The organism is Streptomyces sp. CBMA152 (assembly GCF_014596475.1).
Taxonomy (GTDB): domain Bacteria; phylum Actinomycetota; class Actinomycetes; order Streptomycetales; family Streptomycetaceae; genus Streptomyces.
This window is the reverse complement of sequence record NZ_MECJ01000007.1, coordinates 168,552-193,147: the sequence shown is the minus strand read 5'-3', so window position 1 is coordinate 193,147 and position 24,596 is coordinate 168,552. Positions and strand designations below refer to the sequence as shown.

Annotated in this window: 24 protein-coding genes; 12 read left to right on the top strand and 12 right to left on the bottom strand. The window is 72.5% G+C overall.

Annotation, left to right across the window (positions count from 1 at the left end; genetic code table 11):
* Positions 1–224 (top strand): hypothetical protein (locus BG418_RS39630; RefSeq protein ID WP_223184489.1); only part of this gene is annotated, 224 nt, incomplete at its 5' end.
* A 375-nt stretch (positions 225–599) separates the two neighbouring features.
* Complete coding sequence (locus BG418_RS07690; protein ID WP_188272967.1) at positions 600–1,064, top strand: hypothetical protein; 465 nt, start codon at positions 600–602, stop codon at positions 1,062–1,064.
* A gap of 6 nt (positions 1,065–1,070) precedes the next feature.
* On the opposite strand, the gene proC is transcribed toward BG418_RS07690, so the two are convergent.
* From proC to BG418_RS07660, 6 genes are all read right to left on the bottom strand, one after another.
* On the bottom strand, positions 1,071–1,880 hold the full coding sequence (gene proC, locus BG418_RS07685) for a pyrroline-5-carboxylate reductase (RefSeq protein ID WP_188272966.1): 810 nt from the start codon (positions 1,878–1,880) through the stop codon (positions 1,071–1,073).
* Positions 1,881–2,008: 128 nt separating this feature from the next.
* Entirely contained in the window at positions 2,009–2,746 is a 738-nt protein-coding gene (locus BG418_RS07680) for an ABC transporter permease (RefSeq protein ID WP_188272965.1), read from the bottom strand.
* Positions 2,743–3,612, bottom strand: a complete 870-nt coding sequence (locus BG418_RS07675) for an ABC transporter ATP-binding protein (RefSeq protein ID WP_188272964.1) — start codon at positions 3,610–3,612, stop codon at positions 2,743–2,745. The genes BG418_RS07680 and BG418_RS07675 overlap by 4 nt, the downstream gene beginning before the upstream one ends.
* Before the next feature lie 59 nt (positions 3,613–3,671).
* Positions 3,672–4,442: a class I SAM-dependent methyltransferase gene (locus BG418_RS07670; RefSeq protein ID WP_188272963.1), complete on the bottom strand. Its 771-nt coding sequence runs from the start codon at positions 4,440–4,442 to the stop codon at positions 3,672–3,674.
* A gap of 78 nt (positions 4,443–4,520) precedes the next feature.
* Positions 4,521–5,009, bottom strand: coding sequence for a hypothetical protein (locus BG418_RS07665; protein WP_188272962.1), 489 nt, complete (start codon positions 5,007–5,009; stop codon positions 4,521–4,523).
* Between the two features lie 81 nt (positions 5,010–5,090).
* Positions 5,091–5,402, bottom strand: coding sequence for a hypothetical protein (locus tag BG418_RS07660; RefSeq protein ID WP_188272961.1), 312 nt, complete (start codon positions 5,400–5,402; stop codon positions 5,091–5,093).
* 148 nt (positions 5,403–5,550) lie between these two features.
* Here BG418_RS07660 and BG418_RS07655 point away from each other — a divergent pair, with 148 nt between their 5' ends.
* Positions 5,551–7,779, top strand: coding sequence for a serine/threonine-protein kinase (locus BG418_RS07655; RefSeq protein WP_188272960.1), 2,229 nt, complete (start codon positions 5,551–5,553; stop codon positions 7,777–7,779).
* A 267-nt stretch (positions 7,780–8,046) separates the two neighbouring features.
* On the opposite strand, the gene ilvD is transcribed toward BG418_RS07655, so the two are convergent.
* The 4 genes from ilvD to BG418_RS07635 all read right to left on the bottom strand — a co-directional run bounded on the left by ilvD (position 8,047) and on the right by BG418_RS07635 (position 12,663).
* On the bottom strand, positions 8,047–9,897 hold the full coding sequence (gene ilvD / locus BG418_RS07650; protein ID WP_188272959.1) for a dihydroxy-acid dehydratase: 1,851 nt from the start codon (positions 9,895–9,897) through the stop codon (positions 8,047–8,049).
* Positions 9,898–10,170: 273 nt separating this feature from the next.
* Positions 10,171–10,791 carry a TetR family transcriptional regulator gene (locus tag BG418_RS07645; protein WP_188272958.1) on the bottom strand — a complete coding sequence of 207 codons (621 nt, stop codon included), beginning with the start codon at positions 10,789–10,791 and terminating at the stop codon, positions 10,171–10,173.
* A complete protein-coding gene (locus BG418_RS07640) occupies positions 10,788–11,603 on the bottom strand; it encodes a sugar phosphate isomerase/epimerase (RefSeq protein WP_188272957.1) in 816 nt (271 codons plus the stop codon). The genes BG418_RS07645 and BG418_RS07640 overlap by 4 nt, the downstream gene beginning before the upstream one ends.
* Positions 11,604–11,730: 127 nt before the next feature.
* Positions 11,731–12,663, bottom strand: coding sequence for a Ppx/GppA phosphatase family protein (locus tag BG418_RS07635; protein WP_188272956.1), 933 nt, complete (start codon positions 12,661–12,663; stop codon positions 11,731–11,733).
* Positions 12,664–12,703: 40 nt separating this feature from the next.
* On the opposite strand from BG418_RS07635, the gene BG418_RS07630 reads away from it, so the two are divergent.
* Positions 12,704–13,516, top strand: coding sequence for a hypothetical protein (locus BG418_RS07630; RefSeq protein ID WP_188272955.1), 813 nt, complete (start codon positions 12,704–12,706; stop codon positions 13,514–13,516).
* 23 nt (positions 13,517–13,539) lie between these two features.
* Here the strand turns inward: BG418_RS07630 and BG418_RS07625 are convergent, their stop codons facing one another.
* Positions 13,540–15,210, bottom strand: coding sequence for a hypothetical protein (locus BG418_RS07625; protein ID WP_398997910.1), 1,671 nt, complete (start codon positions 15,208–15,210; stop codon positions 13,540–13,542).
* Positions 15,211–15,428: 218 nt separating this feature from the next.
* On the opposite strand from BG418_RS07625, the gene radA reads away from it, so the two are divergent.
* Positions 15,429–16,838 carry a DNA repair protein RadA gene (gene radA / locus BG418_RS07620; RefSeq protein ID WP_188272953.1) on the top strand — a complete coding sequence of 470 codons (1,410 nt, stop codon included), beginning with the start codon at positions 15,429–15,431 and terminating at the stop codon, positions 16,836–16,838.
* A gap of 36 nt (positions 16,839–16,874) precedes the next feature.
* Positions 16,875–17,999 (top strand): DNA integrity scanning diadenylate cyclase DisA, encoded by a 1,125-nt coding sequence (gene disA, locus BG418_RS07615; protein WP_188272952.1) that lies wholly within the window; start codon positions 16,875–16,877, stop codon positions 17,997–17,999.
* 321 nt (positions 18,000–18,320) lie between these two features.
* Here the strand turns inward: disA and BG418_RS07610 are convergent, their stop codons facing one another.
* Complete coding sequence (locus BG418_RS07610; protein WP_188272951.1) at positions 18,321–19,139, bottom strand: hypothetical protein; 819 nt, start codon at positions 19,137–19,139, stop codon at positions 18,321–18,323.
* Between the two features lie 112 nt (positions 19,140–19,251).
* Here BG418_RS07610 and BG418_RS07605 point away from each other — a divergent pair, with 112 nt between their 5' ends.
* The 6 genes from BG418_RS07605 to cseC all read left to right on the top strand — a co-directional run bounded on the left by BG418_RS07605 (position 19,252) and on the right by cseC (position 24,414).
* Positions 19,252–19,866, top strand: coding sequence for a phosphatase PAP2 family protein (locus BG418_RS07605; RefSeq protein WP_188272950.1), 615 nt, complete (start codon positions 19,252–19,254; stop codon positions 19,864–19,866).
* 61 nt (positions 19,867–19,927) lie between these two features.
* Complete coding sequence (locus BG418_RS07600; protein WP_188272982.1) at positions 19,928–20,830, top strand: A/G-specific adenine glycosylase; 903 nt, start codon at positions 19,928–19,930, stop codon at positions 20,828–20,830.
* A gap of 238 nt (positions 20,831–21,068) precedes the next feature.
* Entirely contained in the window at positions 21,069–21,674 is a 606-nt protein-coding gene (locus tag BG418_RS07595) for a SigE family RNA polymerase sigma factor (RefSeq protein WP_188272949.1), read from the top strand.
* Between the two features lie 41 nt (positions 21,675–21,715).
* The gene (locus tag BG418_RS07590; protein ID WP_188272981.1) at positions 21,716–22,315 is read left to right on the top strand and encodes a hypothetical protein; all 600 of its coding nucleotides are present in this window, start codon (positions 21,716–21,718) and stop codon (positions 22,313–22,315) included.
* 52 nt (positions 22,316–22,367) lie between these two features.
* Entirely contained in the window at positions 22,368–23,072 is a 705-nt protein-coding gene (cseB, locus tag BG418_RS07585; protein WP_188272948.1) for a two-component system response regulator CseB, read from the top strand.
* 34 nt (positions 23,073–23,106) lie between these two features.
* The gene (cseC, locus tag BG418_RS07580; protein ID WP_188272947.1) at positions 23,107–24,414 is read left to right on the top strand and encodes a two-component system sensor histidine kinase CseC; all 1,308 of its coding nucleotides are present in this window, start codon (positions 23,107–23,109) and stop codon (positions 24,412–24,414) included.
* The last annotated feature ends 182 nt before the right edge of the window (positions 24,415–24,596 follow it).

The following is a 24,596-nucleotide window of genomic DNA, read 5'->3' as shown; positions in this document are numbered from 1 at the left end:
GGCAGGCCGGGGTTGTCAATCTGGCGTTGACTTTTGGCACGCTGTTGAGTTCTCAAGGTACGGACGCTTCCTTTGTTCCCGTTTCCGGGCCCTCCGGGCGCTTCCTTCGTTTCCGACTCTATCAGACCGTTTCCGTTCCGATTTCCTCGGCGCTTTTCAGGTTCTTCGCTCTCGCGTTTTCCCTTTCCGGCGGTTCCGACTCTATCAGATCCTTTCGGGCCTGATTTCCGGTCTCCCGGAGCCAAGTCGGCTTGTCTTCCCGGCTGTTGGGCCGTTCCGACGAGTGAGACTTTAGCGGAATCCTGGCCCCCGATGCCAATCGGGGCTGCGTCCTCTCGAACGCGGAATCCTCATTTCGCAAAAGCGCACGAAAAACGAGACGGCGGTGATCGCCGTACGGATCAAGTGGTTGGTGCGGAATGGCTGTCCGGGGACCGACCGGAGTCGGCGCTCACGTCGGACAACTCGGAGAACACTACGTACGGGCCGAGGGCGTGTCAACCCCGGTCAGGGGGCCTGTCGGCTGGTTCTTTCGGCCGAGGGGAGCGGGGCTGGACGACCGATCCGGGGCGGGTGGGGGCGCGCCTAGTTTGGGGCGCATGAGGAGTCTTGTCCGGGTTGCCGGAGTCGCCGTGTGCACCGCGGCCCTGAGCGGCGCCTGCGTCGTCGGGGCGGTGACCTCGTACGCCGCCGACGGGGACGAGCGCGTCGCCCGCATCCGCGCCCACATGGTCGACACCGTCAATCAGGAGACACGGCACGAGATCGAGCGGCTGCGGGAGTGCGGGGACGAGGCGTCTCGGGCCGAGGCGGATCGGCTGGAAAGGCTTCTTCGTGACTCGTGTCGGTTGTCGGAGCAGCTGCACTCCGTACGGGCACCCGTCGCCCAGGGTGCCGGGGTGCGGGGCGCGTCCACCTCGTACGCGTATGAGTACCCGTATGAGTCGTCCGACTCCGGCGACGAGCCCGTCAGCACCACGGCCGTGGTGCTCGGGGCTTCCGTGCTTCTGGTGGGCGGGGGTGCGACCGTCGCCGCCGTTCGGTGGCGGCGACGGGAGGAGTAGGGGACGTCAGCCGTTGCCGGAGGCCAGTTCGCGGCTGCGGTCGCGGGCGGCTTCCAGGGCGGCGATGAGGGCCGCGCGTACGCCGTGGTTCTCCAGTTCGCGGATCGCGCTGATCGTGGTGCCCGCGGGTGAGGTGACGGCCTCGCGGAGCTTGACCGGGTGTTCGCCGCTGTCGCGGAGCATCACGGCGGCGCCGATGGCGGCCTGCACGATCAGGTCGTGGGCCTGGGCGCGGGGCAGGCCGAGCAGGATTCCCGCGTCGGTCATCGCCTCGACCAGGTAGTAGAAGTACGCGGGGCCCGAGCCGGAGAGCGCGGTGGCCGCGTCCTGCTGGGACTCGGGGACGCGCAGGGTCTTGCCGACGCCGCCGAAGATCTCCTCGGTGTGGGCGAGGTGGGTCGGGGTCGCGTGGCTGCCGGCGCTGATGACGGACATGCCCTCGTCGACGAGGACGGGCGTGTTCGGCATGACGCGGACGACCGGGGTGTTCGGCGCCAGGCGCTCTTCGATGAACGCGGTCGGGATGCCGGCGGCGGCGCTGATGACCAGGCGGTCGGCGGTGACGTACGGGGTGAGCTCGTCGAGGAGGCGGCCCATGTCCTGGGGCTTCACGGCGAGGATGAGGGTGTCGGCGCGCTTGGCGGCGTCTGCGTTGCTGACGGACTCGACGCCGTAACGGGTGTGGAGCTCTTCGGCGCGCTCGGGGCGGCGGGCCGTGACCAGGAGGCTGGCCGGGTTCCAGCCGGCGCGGATCATTCCGCTGAGGAGGGCTTCGCCGATCTTGCCGGTGCCGAGGACTGCGACGGTGTGGGTCATTTTCGGTTGCCCTCCGGGGTGCGTGGTCTCTCCTCGTCATCCTCGCACTTGCGCTCCGCGGGGAGCGGGGGAAGCGGTGTCCGTCGGCTGCGGGCCGGTGGGGGCTTGTCGCGCAGTTCCCCGCGCCCCTAAGTGGTGCGGCGCCTCAGCGTTGCCGCGCCCAGTACCAGGACCAGCAGTGCGCAGCCGCCGACGATCAGTACGTCCTGGACGAAGGCCGTCGTTGGGTTCGGGTGGCTTTGGACCTGGGTCATTGCGTCTACCGCGTATGACATGGGGAGGACGTTGGAGACGGCGCGCAGGGCGGGCTGCATCGTGTCGCGGGCCGTCAGCAGGCCGCAGAGGAGTAGCTGGGGGAAGATCACCGCGGGCATGAACTGGACCGCCTGGAACTCGGACGCCGCGAACGCCGAGACGAAGAGGCCGAGCGCCGTGCCCAGGAGCGCGTCGAGCAGGGCGACGAGCAGAAGCAGCCACGGGGAGCCCAGGACGTCCAGGCCCAGGAACCAGACCGAGAGGCTGGTGGCCAGGGCGGACTGGACGACGGCGAGGAGGCCGAACGCGAGGGCGTAGCCCGCGATCAGGTCGCCCTTGCCGAGCGGCATCGCCAGCAGGCGTTCGAGGGTGCCGGAGGTGCGTTCGCGCAGGGTGGCGATCGAGGTGACCAGGAACATCGTGATCAGCGGGAAGATGCCGAGCAGCGACGCGCCAGTGCTGTCGAAGGTGCGGGGCGAGGCGTCGAACACGTACCGCAGCAGCGTGATCATCAGGACCGGGACCAGGAGCATCAGCGCGATGGTGCGCGGGTCGTGGCGCAGCTGACGCAGCACGCGGGCGGCCGTCGCGAGGGTGCGGGAGGTGTTCATCGGGCTGCCTTCCGAGGGATTTTCGGGCTGTCGCCCAGGTCCGCCTCGTCCACCAGGGTCAGGAACGCGTCCTCGACCGTGGCCGTGCCCGTGCGGGCGCGCAGGGCCGCCGGGGTGTCCTCGGCCAGGATGCGGCCCTCGCGCATGAGGAGGAGGTTGTGGCAGCGCTCCGCCTCGTCCATGACGTGGGAGGAGACCAGGAGCGTGGTGCCGCGCTCGGCGGCGATGGCGTGGAACAGGTTCCACAGGTCGCGGCGCAGGACCGGGTCGAGGCCGACGGTCGGTTCGTCCAGGACGAGGAGCTCCGGGGTGCCGAGCAGGGCGACCGCCAGCGAGACGCGGCTGCGCTGGCCGCCGGAGAGGCGGCCCGCGAGGACGTCGGCGTGCGAGGTGAGGGCGACGTCCGTGATGGCGCGTTCCACGGCCGCCGCGCGGTCGGCCCGGTGGGCGCGGCCGGGCTGGAGGACGGCCGCGAAGTAGTCCAGATTCTGACGTACCGTCAAGTCATCGTATACGGAGGGTGCTTGCGTGACGTAGCCGACGAGCGGGCGCAGGGCGGGGGCGCCGGCGGGGCGGCCGAGGACCGTGAGGGTGCCCGTGACCTTGGCCTGGGTGCCGACGACGGCCCGCATCAGGGTCGACTTGCCGCAGCCGGAGGGGCCGAGCAGGCCGGTGATACGGCCGCGTGGGACGGCGAAGTGCAGATCGCGCAGGACGGACCGACCACCGCGTACGACGGTGAGGGCGTGGGCGGTGACGGCGGCAGGTCCAGGGGGTGGCTCGGCGGGCGGCCCGAGGGACGTTTCCCCGGGCCCGCCCGCCGGTGCCGCTGCGGCGCGGGCACCTTCGGGCTCATAATTCATCATGTGTTGAATAATGCGCCCGGTGCGGGCGGGCGTCAAGGAAACCGGACATGCGGGGCGGCTCAGCGGGTGGCGGTCCAGAGGTCGACCACGTAGCTCTCCTCGACCATTCCGTCCGGGAAGAGCGCGGAGAGCACGCGGTGCTCCTCGGTCAGGAACTCCTGCGCGCGTTCCGCGCCGAGCACCAGGAACGCGGAGTGGGTACCGAGGTTCGCCAGATGGGTCGCGAGCGGGACGCGGCGCGTCCACGGGATGCGGCGCTGCGTGAAGGCGAAGACCGGCGGGTCGGGCTGGATCCTGCCGTCGCCCCGGGCGACCTGCGAGCTGCCCGCGTCGGGTGCGCCGAGGTACGCGCGTACGCGCGCGTCCTGGTCGGCGAGCCACCCCACGGTGTGGTCGGTGGTGTTCCACCACACGGCGAGCGTGCCGCCGGGGCGCAGCACCCGGCGGGCCTCCGGGACGGACTTCGCCGTGTCGGTCCAGTGCCAGGCCTGGGCGTACGTGAGGAAGTCGGCGGAGGCGGTGGCCAGCGGGAGATGGTTGCCGTCGCCGCGCACCAGGGGGACGTCGGGGAGGGTGCGGCGGAGCTCGGCCGCCATCGCCGCGCCCGGCTCGACCGCGACCACGCGCGCGCCGCGTTCGTACAGGAGGGCGGTGGCGATACCGGTGCCCGCGCCGATGTCCGCGACCCGGGCCCCCTTGAGGGCTCGCGTCGCGCTCTCCTCGATCGCGTCCAGGAGGGCGGGCGGGTAGGAGGGGCGGTTGGCGGCGTACTGGGCGGCGGCACTGTCGAACGACCGTGCCCGGACGGTGGGTTGAGGTTCAGAGGCCATGAGGCCAGTGTGGCTCGGGGGCCGACCGGGCCGAAGGGATCACGGGAGCGGGGGCGAGCCCCCCTGGCCACCCGGTCGCTACTTGCGCTTCGGCTTCTTCTTCCGGCCCGCCGGGTTCCCCGCCCGGCGCCGCTCGTACGCCGCCACGGCCGCCTCGTACTCCTTGCGGCGCAGGCCCTCGCCCGGGGCCTCGCTCAGGGAGCGGAAGAAGTACGCGAGCAGCGAGCCGACGAAGCCGATCGCCTTCAGGCCCTGGAGGTTGCGCTCGGCGTCGAGGTCGGCCGAGCGGGTGCTGAACCCCTCGTACGTCTTACGGAACGCCATCGCGCTGCACAGCGCGAACATCACCACGACCAGGATGTTCACAAAGCTGCCGGTGTCCGCGATCTGGAGGCCCTGGTACGCGAAGCGCAGCACGAAGCACGCGGCGACCGCCGTGGCCAGCGAGCCGACGGCCACGCCGGCGCGGCGCAGCCCGTAGCCGTTGTCGTGGCCGACCCAGGTCGTGCCGAAGAAACGGATGGGCTCGGGCTCGGGGCCGCCCCCGGCGCCGGTCTGCTCGCTCATGGGGTCGATTATCCCCCGACGGCTCACCCGGGACCCGGACGGCCACGAGCAGCGCCGCGCGGCCCCTCGATCTGCGGACCGCTACGAGCAGCTCACCGCCACGTACCCGTCGCTGCCCGTCCTCACATACGCGTCCGACACGTACTGGCCGTTGGCGATGTTGTCCCAGATGTCCGTCGTGCCGTACGGGCCGGAGACCGTCGTCCCGGAGCACTGGCAGTTGATCGGGACGCTCACCCCGGCGGGCAGGACCCTGACCACGGGGTATCCCGTGCCCGGGCCGCTGCGGACGTTCAGGTGCGTGTCGGGCGCCACCGGGTACCGCCGCGTGGCCGCGTCCGCCGCCACGCCCGCGACCTCGGTGTCCACACCCGCGAGCTCGTCACCAGTCATCTGCATCTCCCCCATCGGCGCCCACAGGCGTCACTGTGCGTACGCACCCCGCACGCGACCCGCAGGCTAGCAAGCCCTTCGGGACTCGTACGCATCATCGACTAGGCTCCGAGCGTCGCGCTCGGGGACGAACACACGGGGGTGGGCGATGCCGCCGCTGCGCAGCACGGGGCCGGGGCCGGAAGCGGAACATCCGGGGCGCTCCGGGCATCCGGAGTACGCCGGGCAGTATCTGCTGGAGTCGACGCTCGGCTCCGGCGGCATGGGTGTGGTGCGTCTCGCCGCGTCCGCCTCAGGGCTGCGCCTCGCCGTCAAGGTCGTGCACGCCGAGCATGCCAAGGACCCGGAGTTCAGGGCGCGGTTCCGGCAGGAGGTGTCGGCCGCGCGGCGGGTGAGCGGGGCGTTCACCGCGTCCGTCGTCGACGCCGATCCGACGGCCGAGCGGCCTTGGATGGCGACGCTCTACATTCCGGGGCCGACCCTCGCCGAGGAGGTCAAGCGGAACGGGCCGCTCGATCCGTCGCAGGTGCGGCGGCTCGGGGCCGGGCTCGCCGAGGCCCTGCGGGACATCCATCGGGCCGGGGTCGTGCACCGCGATCTCAAGCCGAGCAATGTGCTGCTCGCCGCCGACGGGCCGAAGGTCATCGACTTCGGCATCTCCCGTCCGTACGACAGTGATCTACGGACCGAGACGGGGAAGCTGATCGGCACGCCGCCGTTCATGGCGCCGGAGCAGTTCCAGACGCCGCGCGAGGTCGGGCCCGCCGCCGATGTGTTCGCGATGGGCGCGGTCCTGGTGCACGCGGCGACCGGGAACGGGCCGTTCGACTCGGAGAGCCACTACATCGTGGCGTACCAAGTCGTCCACAACGAGCCGGACTTGACCGGGGTGCCCGCCGATCTCGTACCGCTGCTGCAGAGCTGTCTCGCCAAGAAGCCCGCGGACCGGCCGACTCCGGACGAGCTGATGGCGGAGCTGCGGTCGGCGGCGTACGGGACGGAGGCGTTCATCCCGACGCAGCGGTTCCGGAATCCGGTGGAGAAGGTGCCGCCGGAGAAGCCTCTGGGGCGGCCCTGGCCCGCTGCCGACGACTCCGGTGACGGGTCCTCCTCCGACGTCCCCACCCACCAGCGGGCCGCGCAGGTCCCGTCGGCGCCGCGGCCGTTGCGCCGCGGGGCCCGGTGGGCGGGTGCCGCGGTCGCGCTGGTGGCGGTGGTCACGGGCAGTGTACTGGGCGTACGGGCCTGGTCTTCGGGGGACTCCGGGTCATCGTCGCCCACCGTGGGCGACGAGGCCCATCGCGCACCGGCGTTCAAGCCGTGGGCGGTGCGGCTGCCGGGTGGCGCGGGCGGGAACCGCACCCCGGCCTGCTCGCTCGCCGGGACCGCCCTCTACTGCGCCGCGCCCGGGGTGACGGCGGCCCGGCTCGATCCGTCCGACGGGCGGGTCATGTGGTCGGTGAAGGCGCGGGGCGTCGGGGGGCGGGTGTCCGACGACGGGGAGCCGCGGTTCTCCGGCGGCCTGGTCCTGGTCGTCCCGCCGGGCGCGGGGCGCCTGGACGCGCTCGACCCGGCGACGGGTGCGGTGCGCTGGAGCCGTCCGGTGCCCGCGCACGCGTCCGTACGTATCGATGACACATCCGTCCTGTTCACCGGCACGGGCTCCGGCACCGGCTCCGGCGAGGTGCGGTGCCTGGACAGCGCCACCGGCAAGGACCGCTGGCGCGGGCGTCCCGCCGCCGCGACCGCGCAGTGGGTCTCGGCTCCGGGCGGGGCCGCGCTGTACGCCGTCGCGGTGTCCGAGGACGCGGCGTCGTCGCTGGTCACGGCGGTTTCGCCGACCACCGGCAAGGTGTTGTGGACCAAGCGGCTGTCGGGGGCGTTGGGGCCGGTGGGGGCGTCGGGGTCCGCTCTGTCGCTGCTGGCGGCGGACGCGGACAGCTATACGACGGCGGTCGTACGCCTGGACACCGCCACGCGTGCCGTCCGCCGCACCGCGCTCGCCGCGCCTTTGGACCAGGCGCAGGCGGGTGTCGACGGGGACACGGTGTACGTGTTCGGGGCGGGTGGTTCTCTGCTCGCGGTGGATGCGCGTTCAGGGGTGCAGCGGTGGCGCCTTGAGACGGGTGCGGCCCGTGCGTCGCGACCCGTCGCGGGTGGGGGCCGGGTGTACGTCACCGGCGCGGACGGGCGGTTGCTGGCGGTGGACGCGGCTCGGGGTGTGCTGGTGGGGCAGACGGATCCGCGCATGCCGGGCGGGCCGAACACGTTCACGCCCAGCCTGCCGTCGCCGGTCCTTGGCGGGTCCGTGGTGTACGCAAGCGCGCCGGACGGCTCGGTGTTCGGGGTGGAGGCGGCGGCGCTGTCGCGGGGGTGAGGGTCGGGACCCGCTGGGAACTTCCCCACCCCGCCCCTTCCCGAAAGCCCTGGGCGGGCGGCCGGGTTCGTCGGCTGACCGCCGGTGGGGGCTTGTCGCGCAGTTCCCCGCGCCCCTAGGAGCGCCCTTCGGGCGCATTAAGGGGCGCGGGGAACTGCGCGAGCAACCCAGCACGGTCCGCACCCGCCCGAGATCCCTCGGAGAGTCTCGGGAAGGGGCGGGGTGGGGAATCAACCCGGCGTGGGCCGGGGCGGGGCCAGTGGGGGCTCAGCCCAGTTTGGACACGTCCCGGACCGCGCCCCTGTCCGCGCTGGTCGCCATCGCCGCGTACGCCCGCAACGCCGCCGACACCTTCCGCTCGCGGGACTTCGGGGCGTACACCCCGCCAAGCGCCTCCCGACGGGCCGTCAACTCGGCCTCCGGGACGAGGAGTTCGATCGAGCGGCTCGGGATGTCGATGCGGATGCGGTCGCCGTCCTCGACGAGCGCGATCGTGCCGCCCGACGCCGCCTCGGGCGAGGCATGGCCGATCGACAGACCCGACGTACCGCCGGAGAAGCGCCCGTCCGTCACCAGCGCGCAGGACTTGCCGAGGCCCCGGCCCTTCAGGAACGACGTCGGGTACAGCATCTCCTGCATGCCGGGCCCGCCCTTGGGGCCCTCGTAACGGATGACGACCACGTCGCCCTCCTTGACCTCCTTGCGGAGGATCTTGTCGACCGCCTCGTCCTGCGACTCGCAGACGACCGCCGGACCCTCGAAGGTCCAGATCGACTCGTCGACGCCGGCCGTCTTCACGACACACCCGTCCTCGGCGAGGTTGCCGCGAAGGACCGCGAGCCCGCCGTCCTTCGAGTACGCGTGGGCCGCGTCGCGGATGCAGCCGTTCGCCGCGTCCGTGTCGAGCGTGTCCCAGCGCTTGGACTGGGAGAACGCGGTCGCCGAGCGCTCGCAGCCGGGGGCCGCGTGCCACAGGTCGACGGACTCGGGCGTGGCCGACCCGCCGCGCACGTCCCACGCGTCCAGCCACTCCTTGATGGAGCGGGAGTGGACGGTGTGGACGTCCTCGTTGAGCAGGCCCGCGCGGTAGAGCTCGCCGAGGATGGCGGGGATGCCGCCCGCGCGGTGCACGTCCTCCATGTAGTACGTGGTCGAGGGCGCCACGTTGGGCGCGACCTTGGCCAGGCACGGGACCCGGCGCGAGACCGCGTCGATGTCCTTGAGGTCGTACTCCAGCTCGGCCTCCTGCGCGGCGGCCAGCAGGTGCAGGATCGTGTTGGTGGAGCCGCCCATGGCGATGTCGAGCGCCATCGCGTTCTCGAACGCCGCGCGCGTGGCGATGGAGCGCGGCAGCACGGACGCGTCGTCGTCCTCGTAGTACCGCTTGGTGATGTCGACGACCGTGCGGGCCGCGTTCTCGTACAGGGCGCGGCGGGCGGTGTGGGTGGCCAGGACCGAGCCGTTGCCGGGCAGGCTCAGGCCGATGGCCTCGGTGAGGCAGTTCATCGAGTTGGCGGTGAACATGCCGGAACAGCTGCCGCAGGTGGGGCAGGCGTTCTCCTCGATACGGAGGATGTCCTCGTCCGAGACGTTCTCGTTGACCGCGTCGCTGATCGCGTTGATCAGGTCGAGCTTGCGGACGGTGCCGTCGACGAGGGTGGCCTGGCCGGCCTCCATCGGGCCGCCGGAGACGAAGACGGCCGGGATGTTGAGGCGCATCGCGGCCATCAGCATGCCCGGGGTGATCTTGTCGCAGTTGGAGATGCAGATCAGCGCGTCCGCGCAGTGCGCCTCGACCATGTACTCCACGCTGTCCGCGATCAGGTCGCGGGAGGGGAGGCTGTAGAGCATGCCGCCGTGGCCCATCGCGATGCCGTCGTCGACCGCGATGGTGTTGAACTCGCGGGGCACGGCTCCGGCCGCCAGGATCGCGTCGGAGACGATGCGGCCGACGGGGGCGAGGTGGGTGTGCCCGGGGACGAACTCGGTGAAGCTGTTCGCCACCGCGATGATCGGCTTGCCGATGTCCGCGCCTGCTACGCCCGAGGCACGCATCAGGGCGCGGGCGCCGGCCATGTTGCGGCCGTGGGTGACGGTGCGGGACCTCAGCTCGGGCATTGTCGCTCGTCTCCTCATTGGGGTAGGACCACTTCGAGCCTACGCCCCGCCTCCAAGATCTGGACACCCCGTCCGGATCGCGGGACGCCGCGCCCCTGCCAGGGGCGCGGGGAACTGCGCGAGCAAGCCAGCACGGTCCGCAGACGAACAACACCCGCCGGAGGCTTTCGGGAAGGGGCGGGGTGGGGGTCCAAGCAGGGGGTGCGCAGCCCGGCGGGGACGGGGTGCCGCTGCGCCCACCCGTGCCGCCCCTAGCGGCACGCATGCCCGCAGCTACGCAGTGAGGTATCGCTGCAACGTAGGCGCCACCATCCGTACGATCTCCTCCGGGTCCGCCGACGCCAGGGGCTCGACCTTGATCACGTAGCGCAGGACCGCGATGCCGACCATCTGCGACGCGGCGAGTTCCGCGCGCAGGCGGGCGTCGGGGACCTTCAGGTCCGCCGCCACCCGCTCCAGGACCCGCCGCAGCACGAACGCGCGCAGCACCTTCGCCGCGGCCTCGTGGGTGAGGGCCGAGCGGAAGACGGCCAGTAGCTGCGCGCGCGTGGCGGGGTTCTCCCAGACGCCGATGAAGTAGCGGGCCAGGCGTTCGCCGACGCCGTCGATGTCGTCCTCGGCGCCGAGGATCAGCGGCACCAGCTGGACCGGCTCCAGGGTCATCTCGACCGCCGCCTCGAACACCTCGTCCTTGGTGCCGAAGTAGTGGTGGACGAGCGCCGCGTCGACATCGGCCGCCTTGGCGATGCCGCGTACGGACGTCTTGTCGTAACCGCGCTGCGCGAACTCCGCGCGGGCCGCCTCCAGGATCCGCTCGCGCGCGCCCGGCCCTGCCTCGGCCTGCGCGCGCGGGGGGCGGCCCCGGCGGCGCGGGGCGGGGGCCTCGGAGGTCACCGGCGCACCTTGGAGGCGAGGTGCAGCCGGGTGAAGGCCAGCGCCTCGGCGAGGTCGGCCTCGCGTTCGGCGGCCGACATGGCCCGGCGGGTGTTGACCTCGATGACGACGTGACCGTCGAAGCCGGTACGGGCCAGGCCCTCCAGGAGCTCGGCGCACGGCTGGTTGCCCCGGCCCGGGACCAGGTGCTCGTCCTTGGCCGAACCCTTGCCGTCGGCGAGGTGGACATGGGCGAGCCGGTCGCCCATCCGGTCGACGAGCGCCATGGCGTCGGTACGGGCGGTCGCGGCGTGCGAGAGGTCGACCGTGAAGTGCCGGTAGTCGTCCTTGGTGACGTCCCAGTCGGGGGCGTACGCCAGCATCTCGCGGTCGCGGTAGCGCCACGGGTACATGTTCTCGACGGCGAATCGCACGTCCGTCTCGTCGGCCATCCGCCAGATGCCGGTGACGAAGTCGCGCGCGTACTGGCGCTGCCAGCGGAACGGCGGATGCACCACCACGGTGGACGCGCCCAGCTTCTCGGCCGCGGCTCTCGCGCGCTGGAGCTTCACCCACGGGTCGGTCGACCAGACCCGCTGGGTGATCAGCAGACAGGGGGCGTGAACGGCCAGGATCGGCACCTGGTGGTAGTCCGACAGCCGACGCAGCGCGTCGATGTCCTGGCTGACGGGGTCGGTCCAGACCATGACCTCGACACCGTCGTACCCCAGGCGCGCGGCGATCTCGAAGGCCGTCGCCGTCGACTCCGGATAGACCGAAGCCGTCGACAGGGCGACCTTCGCATCCGGGATGCGCACTACTGGTTCTGCCACGGAGACAGCGTACGGGCACCCACAAGAGGGGCCGCGAGGGGACCGCCGCCTTGGCCGGAACCTGCCGCGCGGGGCCCTGCGGGAGCCCTTGTCACGGCCCTGTGTCACGCCCCGCGCCCGGCCCGCCTCACCCCACCGGCAGCTGGTCCAGATGCCGCAGGATGACGCCCTCGCGCAGCGCCCACGGGCAGATCTCCAGCTCCTCCACCCCGAACAGGTCCATCGCGCCCTCGGCCACGAGCGCGCCCGCGAGCAGCTGGCGCGAGCGGCCCTCGGAGACGCCCGGCAGCGTGGCGCGCTGCTCGGCGGTCATCCCGGCGAGCTTGGGCACCCACTCCTCAAGCGCCTTGCGGCTCAGGGTGCGCTGGACGTACACGCCCTCGGTCGAGCGGGCGGCGCCCGCGATCCGGGCGAGCTGCTTGAACGTCTTGGAGGTGGCGACCACGTGGTCGGGCGTGCCGGAGCGGATGAACTCGCCGACGGTACGGGCGATCTGCGCGCGTACGTGGCGGCGCAGCGCCCGTACGTCGGAGGCGTCCGGCGGGTCGCCCGGCAGCCAGGCGGCGGTCAGACGGCCTGCGCCCAGCGGCAGCGAGACGGCCGCGTCGGGCTCCTCGTCGATGCCGTACGCGACCTCAAGAGAGCCGCCGCCGATGTCCAGGAGCAGCAGTTTCCCGGCCGACCAGCCGTACCAGCGGCGGGCCGCCAGAAACGTGAGGCGGGCCTCCTCCTCGCCCGACAGGACCCCGAGGTCGACGCCGGTCTCCTCCTTGACCCGGGCCAGCACCTGGTCCGCGTTGCTGGCCTCGCGCACCGCCGAGGTGGCGAACGGCAGCAGCTCCTCGACACCCTTGTCCTCGGCCGCGAGCAGCGCGCCACTGATCGTGGCCACCAGCCGGTCGACGCCCTCCGGTCCGATCGCACCGTCCTCGTCGAGGAGTTCGGCGAGCCTCAGCTCGGCCTTGTGCGAGTACGCGGGCAGCGGCGCGCCACCGGCGTGCGCGTCCACCACCAGCAGGTGAACCGTATTCGACCCCACATCGAGGACTCCGAGTCTCATGGGCTGAACGCTACTGCCGTCGCGGACATACGCTTGTCCCGTGCCAAAGACGAAAAAGGCGAAGCCGGGCAAAGCCAAGGCTCCCAAGACCCCCAAGCAGCGAGCGGACGAGCAGGGGGTCGACTTCCCGCGCGCGTGGGTCGAGTTCCCGGACCCCGCCGACGACGAGCAGATCTTCCGCTGCGACCTGACCTGGCTGACCTCCCGGTGGACCTGCATCTTCGGCAGCGGCTGCCAGGGCATCCAGGCGGGCCGCGCCGACGACGGCTGCTGCACGCTCGGCGCGCACTTCTCGGACGAGGACGACGAGAAGCGGGTGGCGAAGAACGTGGCCCGGCTCACGCCCGATCTGTGGCAGTTCCACGACATCGGCACCGAGAGCGGCTGGACGCAGGTCGACGAGGACGGCGATCGCCAGACCCGCAGGTGGGAAGGTTCCTGCATCTTCCAGAACCGGCCCGGCTTCGAGGGCGGCGCGGGCTGCTCGCTGCACATCCTGGCGCTGCGCGAGGGCAAGGAGCCGCTGGAGACCAAGCCGGACGTCTGCTGGCAGCTGCCGGTGCGCCGTACGTACGACTGGATCGACCGGCCGGACGACACGCGCGTGCTGCAGATCTCGATCGGCGAGTACGACCGGCGCGGCTGGGGCCCGGGCGGCCACGACCTGCACTGGTGGTGCACCTCGGCGACCTCGGCGCACGGCGCGGGCGAGCCCGTCTATGTCACCTACCGGCCGGAGCTGACCGAGCTGATGGGCAAGAAGGCGTACGAGGTGCTGGTGGGGCTCTGCGAGGCGCGCCTGGCGTCCTCGCTGCCGCTGGTGGCCCCGCACCCGGCGGACCCGGCGCGCTGACGGAGGGCTCTTGAAGGGCCCGCTCATGACGACGGCTGCGGTGCCGACGCCGTGTCCGACAGGCTCGGCGAGGCCGGTGACGACGGGGCCGAGGGGGTCGGGGACGGCGGGCTCGGCGTGGGCGAGTGGGACGTCGGGGTCGGCGACGGGGACGTCGGCGGCTGCCGGGTCGGCGACGACGGCGTCCCGGGGGCCGAGGACGACGGCGAGGACGGCGGGGTGGGCCAGGCGCCCTCCCCGGTGATCCGCACGACCGCGCCCGACGGCGTCACGCCCAGCCGGGCCGACCAGTAGCCGCGCGGCTCGCGCGCGTGGTTCACGGCGACGTACACCGATACGTTTCCGCCCGGCGCCAGCACCCCGGCCGTACGGCTGAAGGTGAGCCAGGGCGCGTCCGTCCACAGCGACCACTTCACCGGCGAGCCACCGGTCGCGGTGATCGTCAGCACCGTCGTACCGCCCGCCGAGCGGGCCGAGACCGAGAGCTCGCCGGGGCCCGCCGGGGTGGAGCCGGTGCTGATCACCTCGACGGAGACATCGGCGGGCGCGTGGCTGCCCGTGCTGACGCGCGGGTCGGGCTCGGCGCGCGCGTTGCCCGCGTTCTGGTAGCGCTCGTACGGGGTCTCCGCGAGGCCGCCGGGGCTGTCGGCCTCGCTCGCGGTGATCTTGGCGCCGTCGCGGGTCTCGCCGGTCGCGGGGGCGCCCCGGTAGGCCGCCCAGAGCGCGAACGCGGGGGCCGCCACGACCGTCGCCACCACCGTGGTCGTCACGGCACGCGCGCGGAGACGGTCTCTGCGGGCCGCGCGGTCCTTGGGATCCATCGGGAACCCGGCCCGGTCGAAGCGGGGCGCGCCCGCCCGGGTCCTGGGCACATGGAGCATCGCCGTGTACGCGGCCGCGCGCGGCGCCTCGGCGAGCGGCAGGGCGGCCGGGGTCACCGAGGAGCCCGGCCAGGGCCCGGCGGCGCCCGCCCGCTCGGCGGCCCGGCGGCAGCGCGGGCAGTCGTCGACATGCCGTACGAGCTCACGGCGCAGGGCGGCCGAGAGCAGCACCTGGTGGTCGCCGGTGAGCCGGGCCACCGAGGGGCAGCCGCCGGTCTCGACGACGGCGAGCGCGGCCCGGGTCCGCTCGACCTCGCAGGCACCGGCGGCGAGCAGTTCGCGGGCGGCCGGGTAGTTCATGCCGAGCACCGAGGCGACCTCGCGCGGACCGAGCTGATGGCGCACGGCCAGCTCCAGGGCCTCGCGCTGCTCGGGCGTGGTGCCGGCGGCCTCGGGCCAGGCGAGCAGCGCCAGTTCGCGACGGCGCCGCTCGGCCTCCTCGGCGGAGACGCCCACGGCCGTGCTCTGCTCGCACGGCTCGGCGCGGCCGGTGTGGGCGCCCTTACGCGCGCGTTTGCGCTCGGCGAGCTTGCGCAGACACGACCAGCGCGCCAGCGCGTACAGCCAGGCCCGGCACTCGGCCTCCGGCTCGGGGCAGCGCGCCTGCTGCCGCTCGGAGACCGCGAGCACATCGCCGAGGACGTGCACCGCCTCGTCGTGGTCGCAGAGCACGGACAGGCAGTACGTGAACAGGCCGTCGAGATACGCCTCGTAGCGCGCGGGCGGGCGCTGCGCCAACGTCCGGGGCGCACGACGGTGCGCCCGGTGTGCGCCGGTGGTGTGCGTGGGGTGATCCAGACCGCTGCTCTTCACCCGGCGAAGGTAGGCGCAGGATCCAGGGTCCTCCGTGCCGCTTGAGCACATTTACTCCCTACGGGTGAATGTATCCCTCAAAAGGGGACAGGAATCCAACCTTCCATCGCGGAGGATTGCCTTCCCCGGCGCGGAACATTGCCTTCCTCTCCGGCCCCCGCCCGGGCCACCGCCCGGGGCCCGGCCGCGTTGTCAGTGGGCGCCGATACCGTGACGTCATGGCTACCCGTACGAAATCCGCGAAGGACCGGCCGTCCTACCGCTGCACCGAGTGCGGCTGGACGACCGCCAAGTGGCTCGGCCGCTGCCCCGAATGCCAGGCGTGGGGCACGGTCGAGGAGTACGGCGCGCCCGCTGTCCGTACGACGGCCGCGGGCCGGGTCTCCACGGCCGCCGTGCCGATCGGCCAGGTGGACGCCCGGCAGGCCACCGCGCGCTCGACGGGCGTCGACGAGCTGGACCGCGTGCTCGGCGGCGGGCTCGTCCCGGGCGCGGTGGTGCTGCTCGCGGGCGAGCCGGGCGTGGGCAAGTCGACGCTGCTCCTTGACGTCGCCGCCAAGGCGGCCCGCGAGGAGCACCCCACGCTCTATGTGACGGGCGAGGAGTCCGCCAGCCAGGTCCGGCTGCGCGCGGACCGGATCAACGCGCTCAACGACCATCTGTATCTGGCGGCCGAGACGGACCTCTCCGCGGTCCTGGGCCATCTGGACGCGGTGAAGCCGTCCCTGCTCGTCCTGGACTCCGTACAGACGGTGGCCTCGCCGGAGATCGACGGCGCGCCCGGCGGCATGGCGCAGGTGCGCGAGGTCGCGGGCGCGCTGATCCGCGCGTCCAAGGAGCGCGGGATGGCGACGCTCCTGGTCGGCCACGTCACGAAGGACGGCGCGATCGCGGGCCCGCGCCTGCTCGAACACCTCGTGGACGTGGTCCTGTCCTTCGAGGGCGACCGCCACGCGCGCCTGCGTCTCGTACGCGGTGTGAAGAACCGGTACGGGGCGACGGACGAGGTGGGCTGCTTCGAGCTGCACGACGAGGGCATCACGGGCCTGGCCGACCCGTCCGGCCTGTTCCTCACCCGTCGGGACGAGCCGGTGCCGGGCACGTGTCTGACGGTGACCCTGGAGGGCCGCAGACCGCTGGTGGCCGAGGTCCAGGCGCTCACGGTCGACTCCCAGATCCCCTCGCCCCGCCGCACCACGTCCGGCCTGGAGACGTCCCGGGTCTCGATGATGCTGGCGGTCCTGGAGCAGCGCGGGCGGATCAGCGCGCTGGGCAAGCGCGACATCTACAGCGCCACCGTCGGCGGTGTGAAGCTCTCCGAGCCCGCCGCCGACCTGGCGATCGCCCTCGCACTGGCGTCGGCGGCGAGCGACACCCCGTTGCCCAAGAACCTGGTGGCGATCGGCGAGGTGGGGCTCGCGGGCGAGGTCAGGCGGGTCACGGGCGTGCAGCGCCGCCTCGCCGAGGCCCACCGCCTGGGCTTCACGCACGCCCTCGTACCGTCCGACCCGGGGAAGGTCCCGGCCGGTATGAAGGTCACGGAAGTCGCCGACATGGGGGACGCGCTGCGGGTGCTCCCACGCGGACGTCGCGCCGAGGCCCCACGGGGGGAGGAAGAGCGCCGGTAGACTTTGCCGTCGAACGTCTGCGACCGGAGGAGTGCAGTGGCAGCCAACGACCGGGCAGCGGGATCCGGCAAGTCCGGCACAGGCTCCGGCAATGAAGCGCTGATGCGGGCCGCGCTGAGCGCGGTCGCGCCCGGCACCGCACTCCGCGACGGCCTGGAGCGCATCCTCCGGGGCAACACGGGCGGCCTGATCGTCCTCGGCCTGGACAAGACCGTCGACTCGATGTGTACGGGCGGCTTCGTCCTGGACGTCGAGTTCGCGGCGACGCGGCTGCGCGAGCTGTGCAAGCTCGACGGCGCGCTGGTCCTGGACAAGGACATCACCAAGATCCACCGGGCCGGGGTGCAGCTGGTCCCGGACGCGGACATCCCCACCGAGGAGACCGGCACCCGCCACCGCACGGCGGACCGCGTCTCCAAGCAGTGCAACTTCCCGGTCGTCTCGGTCTCCCAGTCCATGCGCCTGATCGCGCTGTACGTGAACGGGGAGCGGCGGGTCCTGGAGGAGTCGGCGGCGATCCTGTCGCGCGCGAACCAGGCGTTGGCGACCCTTGAGCGCTACAAGCTGCGCCTGGACGAGGTCGCGGGCACGCTCTCCGCCCTGGAGATCGAGGACCTGGTCACGGTCCGGGACGTCACGGCGGTCGCGCAGCGCCTGGAGATGGTGCGGCGCATCGCCACGGAAATCGCCGAGTACGTGGTCGAGTTGGGCACCGACGGGCGACTGCTCTCCCTTCAGCTCGACGAGCTGATCGCCGGCGTCGAGCCCGAGCGGGAGCTGGTGGTGCGGGATTACGTGCCCGAGCCCACGGCGAAGCGGTCGCGCACGGTGGCCGAGGCTCTGACGGAGCTGAACGACCTCACCCATGCTGAGCTGCTTGAACTCCCCATAGTGGCGCGGGCGTTGGGGTACAGCGGGTCGCCCGAGACGCTGGACTCGGCGGTGTCCCCCCGGGGGTACCGGCTCCTGGCGAAGGTTCCGCGTCTGCCGGGCGCGATCATCGAGCGTCTGGTGGAGCATTTCGGCGGCCTTCAGAAGCTGCTGGCCGCCTCTGTGGACGACCTCCAGACCGTCGACGGGGTCGGCGAGGCGCGTGCGCGCAGCGTCCGCGAGGGGCTGTCGCGGTTGGCGGAGTCTTCCATCCTGGAGCGGTACGTGTAGCTGGGCGGGGGGTTGGTTCCCCACCCCGCCCCTTCCCGAAAGCCCTTGGCGGGCGGCCGGTTCTTCGCCTGCGGGCCGGTGGGGGCTGATCGCGCAGTTCCCCGCGCCCCTAGGTAGTTAGGGGCGCGGGGAACTGCGCGAGCAACCCAGCACGGTCCGCAGCCGAAGCGGGGCGCAGGGGCGAAGCCCCGCTTACCCACCCACCCTCAGCGGGGTGCAGGGGCCGCAGGCCCCGCAAGGGGGTCCGGGGGCGCAGCCCCCGAGAAACCGCTCTCCCCTCCCCCACCCTCGGAGAGTTTCGGGAAGGGGCGGGGTGGGGGCTTAATCCTTCGCGAGCGAGAACGGGGCCCGGGCGACCGCGAGGCCCGGCACCTTCACCTCGGCCAAGTACGTGCCCGGACCCGGCGTGCCCGGTGGCGGCGTCGCGCAGTGGGCCGCGCTGCGGGTGCGGTCCCACTCCACGGTGTGCGTGATCGTCGAAGACCCCGGCACCTGGAACAGCACGCTCCCCGACCCGATCGGGCAGTCGTCCGACGCCCACACCTTCGCGTCGGAGGAGTCCGTCACCACGAGCACCGCACTCGCCGGCCCGAGATCCGCCTTGCAGGTCGAGGACGCCGTGTTCTGGACGGCGAGTTCGAGCTTGGGCTTCTCACCGGGCGCGTACGCGTTCTTGAGGCTGCGCACCGACAGCTTCAGCTGACCCGGCGCACAGGTCGGCAGTGTGGACCCGGCCGGCACCTGGTGCCCCACGGAGCCGCCGCCGGACCCGCCGGAACCCGAACCGTCCCCGCCCGTACCGCCGTTGCCATCCGATCCCGTGCCTCCGGAGGAGGCGGACCCGCCCCCGGAACCGCCGGACCCCGAACCGCCACCACTCCCGGAGCCTCCCGGCGACTCGTCCCGTCCCCCCGGCGCCGTACTGATCGCGGGACCCGAACCGCTGGGGCCGGGTGTGATCGAGGGGGCCGGGTGGGCGCCCTTGTCGTTGCTCGTGCCCTTACTGCCGCCCCCGCCACCGGAACTGACGGCCCACAGGATCAGGATCACCGCCAGCGCGAGCAGGGACAGCGCCACTGCCCTCCGTCGCCAGTAGATGGAGGAGGGAAGCGGCCCGACCGGATTGCGCAGAGATCCCACGAACGAAACTCTACGAGAGTTCCGGCGCAACTCCCGCCCCACCCGCCGCTCACCCTTCTCAACTTTTCCGGATCATCATTCCGGAAGTGGATGTTCCATACTGTCCGTCACCATGGATAGCGACCTCTACCGCAACGTCACCGACTTCGCCCACGACACGCCCTCGTGGGTGCAGCACCTCTTCGAGCTCTGGACGGAGGTGGGCCTTGTCCTGTTCGGCGTGCTGTTCGTCGTCGGCTGGTGGCGGGCCCGCCGGGACGGTTCGTCGGCGATGGCACTGGCCCTGCTCGCCCCGCTGGCGACGGCCGCCGCGTACATCTGCGCCGAGGTGATCAAGTCACTGGTCGACGAGGAACGGCCGTGCCGAGCCGTCAAGGGGGCCGCCGCGCCCCTGATCACCTGTCCGGCCCACGGCGACTGGTCGTTCCCCTCGAACCACGCCACCATCGCGGGCGCCGCCGCCGTCGCGCTGGCGCTCGCCTGGCCGCGCATCTGGCGGCTGACCGTGCCGATGGCGCTGCTCATGGCGTTCTCCCGGGTGTACGTCGGGGTGCACTACCCGCACGACGTGGCGGTGGGCCTGATCCTCGGTACCGCCATGGCGTTCCTGGTGGCCAAGGCCGGTGCGCGGCCGGTCACTTCGCTGGTCGAGTCGATGCGTACGAGCCGGGTCGGCGCGGCCGCCTGGTTCGCCGGCCCGGGCGCCCCCCTCCACGCCCGTCGCTAGCCCCCCCAGGGCACCCACCGCACCCCCGTTCCGTGCCAGGATCGGGGGTGCCATGACGACGATGCCGACGACCGACCCCGACACGGTCTCCCCCTCCGCCCTTCACACCCCCGTCATCGGGTGGTTCGACCAGCACGCGCGCGACCTGCCCTGGCGCCGCCCCGAGGCCGGTGCCTGGGGGGTGATGGTCAGCGAGTTCATGCTCCAGCAGACGCCGGTGAGCCGGGTGCTGCCGGTGTACGAGCAGTGGCTGGCCCGCTGGCCGCGCCCGGCCGACCTGGCCGCCGACGCCCCGGGCGAGGCCGTGCGGGCCTGGGGGCGGCTCGGCTACCCGCGCCGCGCGCTGCGCCTGCACGGGGCCGCCGTGGCGATAACGGAACGGCACGGCGGCGAGGTGCCGCCCGACCACGCCCGGCTGCTCGCGCTGCCCGGGGTCGGCGAGTACACGGCGGCCGCCGTCGCCTCCTTCGCCTTCGGGCAGCGCCACGCGGTGCTCGACACCAACGTCCGCCGGGTCTTCGCGCGGGCCGTCACCGGCGTCCAGTACCCGCCGAACGCCACCACCGCCGCCGAGCGGCGCCTGGCCCGCGTCCTGCTGCCCGACGACGAGGCCCGCGCGGCCCGCTGGGCGGCCGCCTCGATGGAGCTGGGCGCCCTGGTGTGCACGGCACGTAACGAGGACTGCGGGCAGTGTCCGATCGCCGCGCGCTGCGCCTGGCGGCTGGCCGGCAAGCCCGCCCACGACGGCCCGCCGCGCCGTGGCCAGACGTACGCCGGTACGGATCGCCAGGTGCGCGGCAAGCTGCTCGCGGTGCTGCGGGAGGCCGTGGAGCCCGTGCCGCAGACGATGCTGGACGCGGTGTGGCACGAACCGGTGCAGCGGGCGCGCGCCCTTGACGGGCTGGTCGCCGACGGGCTCGTGGAGCCGCTAGCGGGCGGGGTCTACCGGCTGCCGCTGACGTAACGGCGGCGCCGCCACTCACGTAACACCGCGACCCCTGTGTCACAGCCCGCGTCAGGCTGGAAAAGCCCCATACCCCTTGAAAACACGGGCCAAACCTGCGCTGTTACACAACCGATGGCTCTCCGTGCGCCGCCCGACGGCTCTCCCGCACAGGCCCGTGACAGACCGTCCGTAGGTTCAGTCAGGTAAGCGACCAGCAGGACGAGCGGGACAGTCACGGGGACGGAGGCGGTTGAGCATGGCGCAGGGTGAGGTGCTGGAGTTCGAGGAGTACGTGCGTACCCGGCAGGAGGCCCTGCTGCGCAGCGCCCGTCGGCTCGTTCCGGACCCGGTCGACGCGCAGGACCTGCTCCAGACCGCGCTGGCCCGTACGTACGGCCGCTGGGACGGCATCGCCGACAAGGCGCTCGCCGACGCCTACCTGCGCCGCGTCATGATCAACACCCGCACCGAGTGGTGGCGCGCCCGCAAGCTCGAAGAGGTGCCCACCGAGACGATGCCCGACGCGCGCATCGAGGACGGCTCCGAGCAGCGCGCCGACCGCGCCCTGCTGATGGACGTCCTCAAGGTCCTGGCTCCCAAGCAGCGCAGCGTCGTCGTGCTGCGACACTGGGAGCAGATGAGCACGGAGGAGACGGCCGCCGCCCTCGGGATGTCGGCGGGTACCGTCAAGAGCACGCTGCACCGGGCGCTGGCCCGGCTCCGGCAGGAGCTGGAGAGCCGCGAGCTGGACTTCCACGCTCTCGGCAACGCGGAGGGACAGGGCCGGGTGGGCCGCCAGGCGGACCGACGGGCCGTCCGGGACGAGCGCGACGAAAAGGGGCGGGAGCGGTGCGCGGCCTAGCCAGGGGCAGAGGGGGCGTGCTGGCGGCGGGTACCACGGCGATGGCCGGGCTCGCCGCCTTCGGGCTGCTCGCCGCCGGGTGCTCCACGGGCGGTACGGGAACGCGCGACGAGGGCGAGGCGCACACCGACAAGGTGAGCCACGCCACACCGTCGCCGTCCGCGACCTCCGAGGCACCCTTCAAGAAGGTCAACGCGGTGCAGCTGCTCAAGGCCGACCCCAAGGTCAGCGAGCGCGTGAAGGCCGATCTGAAGCCCTGTGTGAAGAGCGAGTACCCGATCGACGTCAGCTACGGCCATGTGACCGGCGCGGCCGGCCAGGACGTCGTGGTCAACGTGATGACCTGCGGCGACGCGGTGGGACTCGGCTCGTATGTCTACCGCGCGGACGGCTCCTCGTACGACAATGTCTTCACCTCCGAGGACGCGCCGGTCTACGCGGAGATCGACCGGGGCGACCTGGTGGTGACCCGGCAGATGTACGCGAAGGGCGACAAGCCGGCGTTCGCCTCCAGTGAGATCGTGACCACGTACCGCTGGTCGGGCACCAAGTTCGCCCAGCACGACCAGGTGGAGAACGACTTCAGCAAGTCGGTCGGCAACGACGAGGGCACCGAGGCGCCCGTACCGGCCTCGCCCTGACCGCATCCGTACGCAGCAGGCAAGCGCACGCCGAGGAACTGAGAGCAGCACGATGGCCGAGACCCATGTCCTGTTCGTCGAGGACGACGACGTCATCCGTGAAGCCACCCAGCTCGCGCTGGAGCGCGACGGCTTCACCGTGACCGCGATGCCCGACGGGCTCTCCGGTCTGGAGGCGTTCCGCGCCGACCAGCCGGACATCGCGCTGCTCGACGTGATGCTGCCCGGGCTCGACGGCGTGAGCCTGTGCCGCCGTATCCGCGACGAGTCGACCGTCCCGGTGATCATGCTGTCCGCGCGCGCGGACTCCATCGACGTGGTCCTGGGCCTGGAGGCGGGCGCGGACGACTACGTGACCAAGCCGTTCGACGGGGCCGTCCTGGTCGCCCGGATCCGTGCGGTGCTGCGCCGCTTCGGGCACGCGGGCGGGCCCAACGCGGGCGCCGCCGAGGCCGACGACGACACCGAGCAGGGCCTTCTCGCCTTCGGCGACCTGGAGGTCGACACCGAGGGCATGGAGGTCCGCAAGGGCGGCGAGACGGTCGCGCTGACCCCGACCGAGATGCGGCTGCTCCTGGAGTTCTCCTCCGCGCCCGGTACCGTGCTCTCCCGCGACAAGCTCCTGGAGCGGGTCTGGGACTACGGCTGGGGCGGCGACACCCGAGTGGTGGACGTGCATGTGCAGCGGCTGCGCACGAAGATCGGCCAGGACCGGATCGAGACCGTACGTGGCTTCGGCTACAAACTGAAGGCGTGAGGCGGATGGTGTGCCCCGAGGGCGGGAGGCGCGCGTGAGGCGCCCCGCCTTGCGGACCGGTGTCCGCTGGAAGATCAGCATCGCCATCACCGCCGTCGGCGCGCTCACCGTGATGGCGCTGAGCCTGGTCGTACACAACGCGGCGCGGGTCTCGATGCTCGACAACGCGCGCGACCTCCAGCTCGACCGGGTCCTGTTCGCGCAGCGGATCTACGAGACGAGCAAGCAGACCCGGTTCGGCGCCAAGCTCAACGACCCCAAGCTGCCGCCCGACCTCAAGGCCAAGGCGGAGGCGGGCCGACGGGCCACGTCCGTGCACGAGCCGAAGAGCGGCGTGCCGGACATCTGGGCGGCCGTGCCGGTCGGCAACGGCGACATCCTGTCGCTGCACAGCACGTTCACCGACCGCAGCTCCAACGTCATATCGGACCTCGACCGCGCCCTGGTCATCGGCTCGGTCGCGGTCGTGTTCGGCGGCTGCGCGCTCGGCATCCTGATCGGCGGCCAGATCTCCCGCCGCCTGCGCAAGGCCGCGGCAGCGGCGACGAAGGTCGCCGAAGGCCATACGGACGTACGGGTACGGGACGCGATCGGCGGCGTCGTACGCGACGAGACCGATGAACTGGCGCGCGCGGTCGACGCGTTGACGGACGCGCTCCAGGAACGCCTGGAGGCCGAGCGCCGCGTCACCGCCGACATCGCGCACGAACTGCGCACCCCGGTGACGGGCCTGCTGACGGCGGCGGAACTGCTGCCCCCCGGCCGCCCCACCGAGCTGGTACGCAACCGGGCCCAGGCGATGCGGACGCTGGTGGAGGACGTACTGGAGGTGGCGCGGCTCGACAGCGCGAGCGAGCGGGCCGAGCTCCAGGAGATCGCCCTGGGCGAGTTCGTCAGCCGCAGGGTGTCGCTCCTCGACCCGGACGTAACGGTGAGGGTGGTGCACGAATCCTGGGTGAACACGGACCCGCGCCGCCTGGAACGCATCCTGGGCAACCTGCTCGGCAACGCGGCGAAGCACGGCAAGGGGCCGGTGGAGGTCACGGTCGAGGGCCGCGTGGTCCGCGTCCGCGACCACGGCCCCGGCTTCCCGGAGGCCCTCCTGCGCGAGGGCCCCAGCCGCTTCCGCACCGGCAGCAGCGACCGGGCGGGCCACGGCCACGGCCTGGGCCTGACGATCGCGGCGGGCCAGGCGAAGGTCCTGGGCGCCCGCCTGACCTTCCGCAACGCGGCCCCCGAGGGCACGGGCACCGCCACGACCAGCGGCGCGATCGCAGTCCTATGGCTCCCGGAACACGCCCCGACGGCAACGGGAAGCTTTCCGGTGCTGCCGGGTCAGTAGGCCGGGCCCTGGGTTGCTCGCGCCCACGCGGCGGAGCCGCAAATCGACACAGCCCCGCGCCCCTAGGTATTTAGGGGCGCGGGGAACTGCGCGATCAGCCCCCACCGGCCCGCAGCCGAAGACCCCGGCCGCCCGCACAGGGCTTCAGGGAAGGGGCGGGGTGGGGGATCCAAACACGACGA

Bases quoted from the DNA above. Each gene is read 5' to 3' on its own strand.
- radA (WP_188272953.1), top strand. From the start codon at position 15,429: ATGGCTACCCGTACGAAATCCGCGAAGGACCGGCCGTCCTACCGCTGC.
- BG418_RS07675 (WP_188272964.1), bottom strand. From the start codon at position 3,612: ATGATGAATTATGAGCCCGAAGGTGCCCGCGCCGCAGCGGCACCGGCG.
- BG418_RS07690 (WP_188272967.1), top strand. From the start codon at position 600: ATGAGGAGTCTTGTCCGGGTTGCCGGAGTCGCCGTGTGCACCGCGGCC.
- BG418_RS07655 (WP_188272960.1), top strand. From the start codon at position 5,551: ATGCCGCCGCTGCGCAGCACGGGGCCGGGGCCGGAAGCGGAACATCCG.
- BG418_RS07590 (WP_188272981.1), top strand. From the start codon at position 21,716: ATGGCCGGGCTCGCCGCCTTCGGGCTGCTCGCCGCCGGGTGCTCCACG.
- BG418_RS07670 (WP_188272963.1), bottom strand. From the start codon at position 4,442: ATGGCCTCTGAACCTCAACCCACCGTCCGGGCACGGTCGTTCGACAGT.
- BG418_RS07600 (WP_188272982.1), top strand. From the start codon at position 19,928: ATGCCGACGACCGACCCCGACACGGTCTCCCCCTCCGCCCTTCACACC.
- proC (WP_188272966.1), bottom strand. From the start codon at position 1,880: ATGACCCACACCGTCGCAGTCCTCGGCACCGGCAAGATCGGCGAAGCC.
- ilvD (WP_188272959.1), bottom strand. From the start codon at position 9,897: ATGCCCGAGCTGAGGTCCCGCACCGTCACCCACGGCCGCAACATGGCC.
- BG418_RS07635 (WP_188272956.1), bottom strand. From the start codon at position 12,663: ATGAGACTCGGAGTCCTCGATGTGGGGTCGAATACGGTTCACCTGCTG.
- cseB (WP_188272948.1), top strand. From the start codon at position 22,368: ATGGCCGAGACCCATGTCCTGTTCGTCGAGGACGACGACGTCATCCGT.
- BG418_RS07595 (WP_188272949.1), top strand. From the start codon at position 21,069: ATGGCGCAGGGTGAGGTGCTGGAGTTCGAGGAGTACGTGCGTACCCGG.
- BG418_RS07680 (WP_188272965.1), bottom strand. From the start codon at position 2,746: ATGAACACCTCCCGCACCCTCGCGACGGCCGCCCGCGTGCTGCGTCAG.
- BG418_RS07665 (WP_188272962.1), bottom strand. From the start codon at position 5,009: ATGAGCGAGCAGACCGGCGCCGGGGGCGGCCCCGAGCCCGAGCCCATC.
- BG418_RS07605 (WP_188272950.1), top strand. From the start codon at position 19,252: ATGGATAGCGACCTCTACCGCAACGTCACCGACTTCGCCCACGACACG.
- BG418_RS07660 (WP_188272961.1), bottom strand. From the start codon at position 5,402: ATGACTGGTGACGAGCTCGCGGGTGTGGACACCGAGGTCGCGGGCGTG.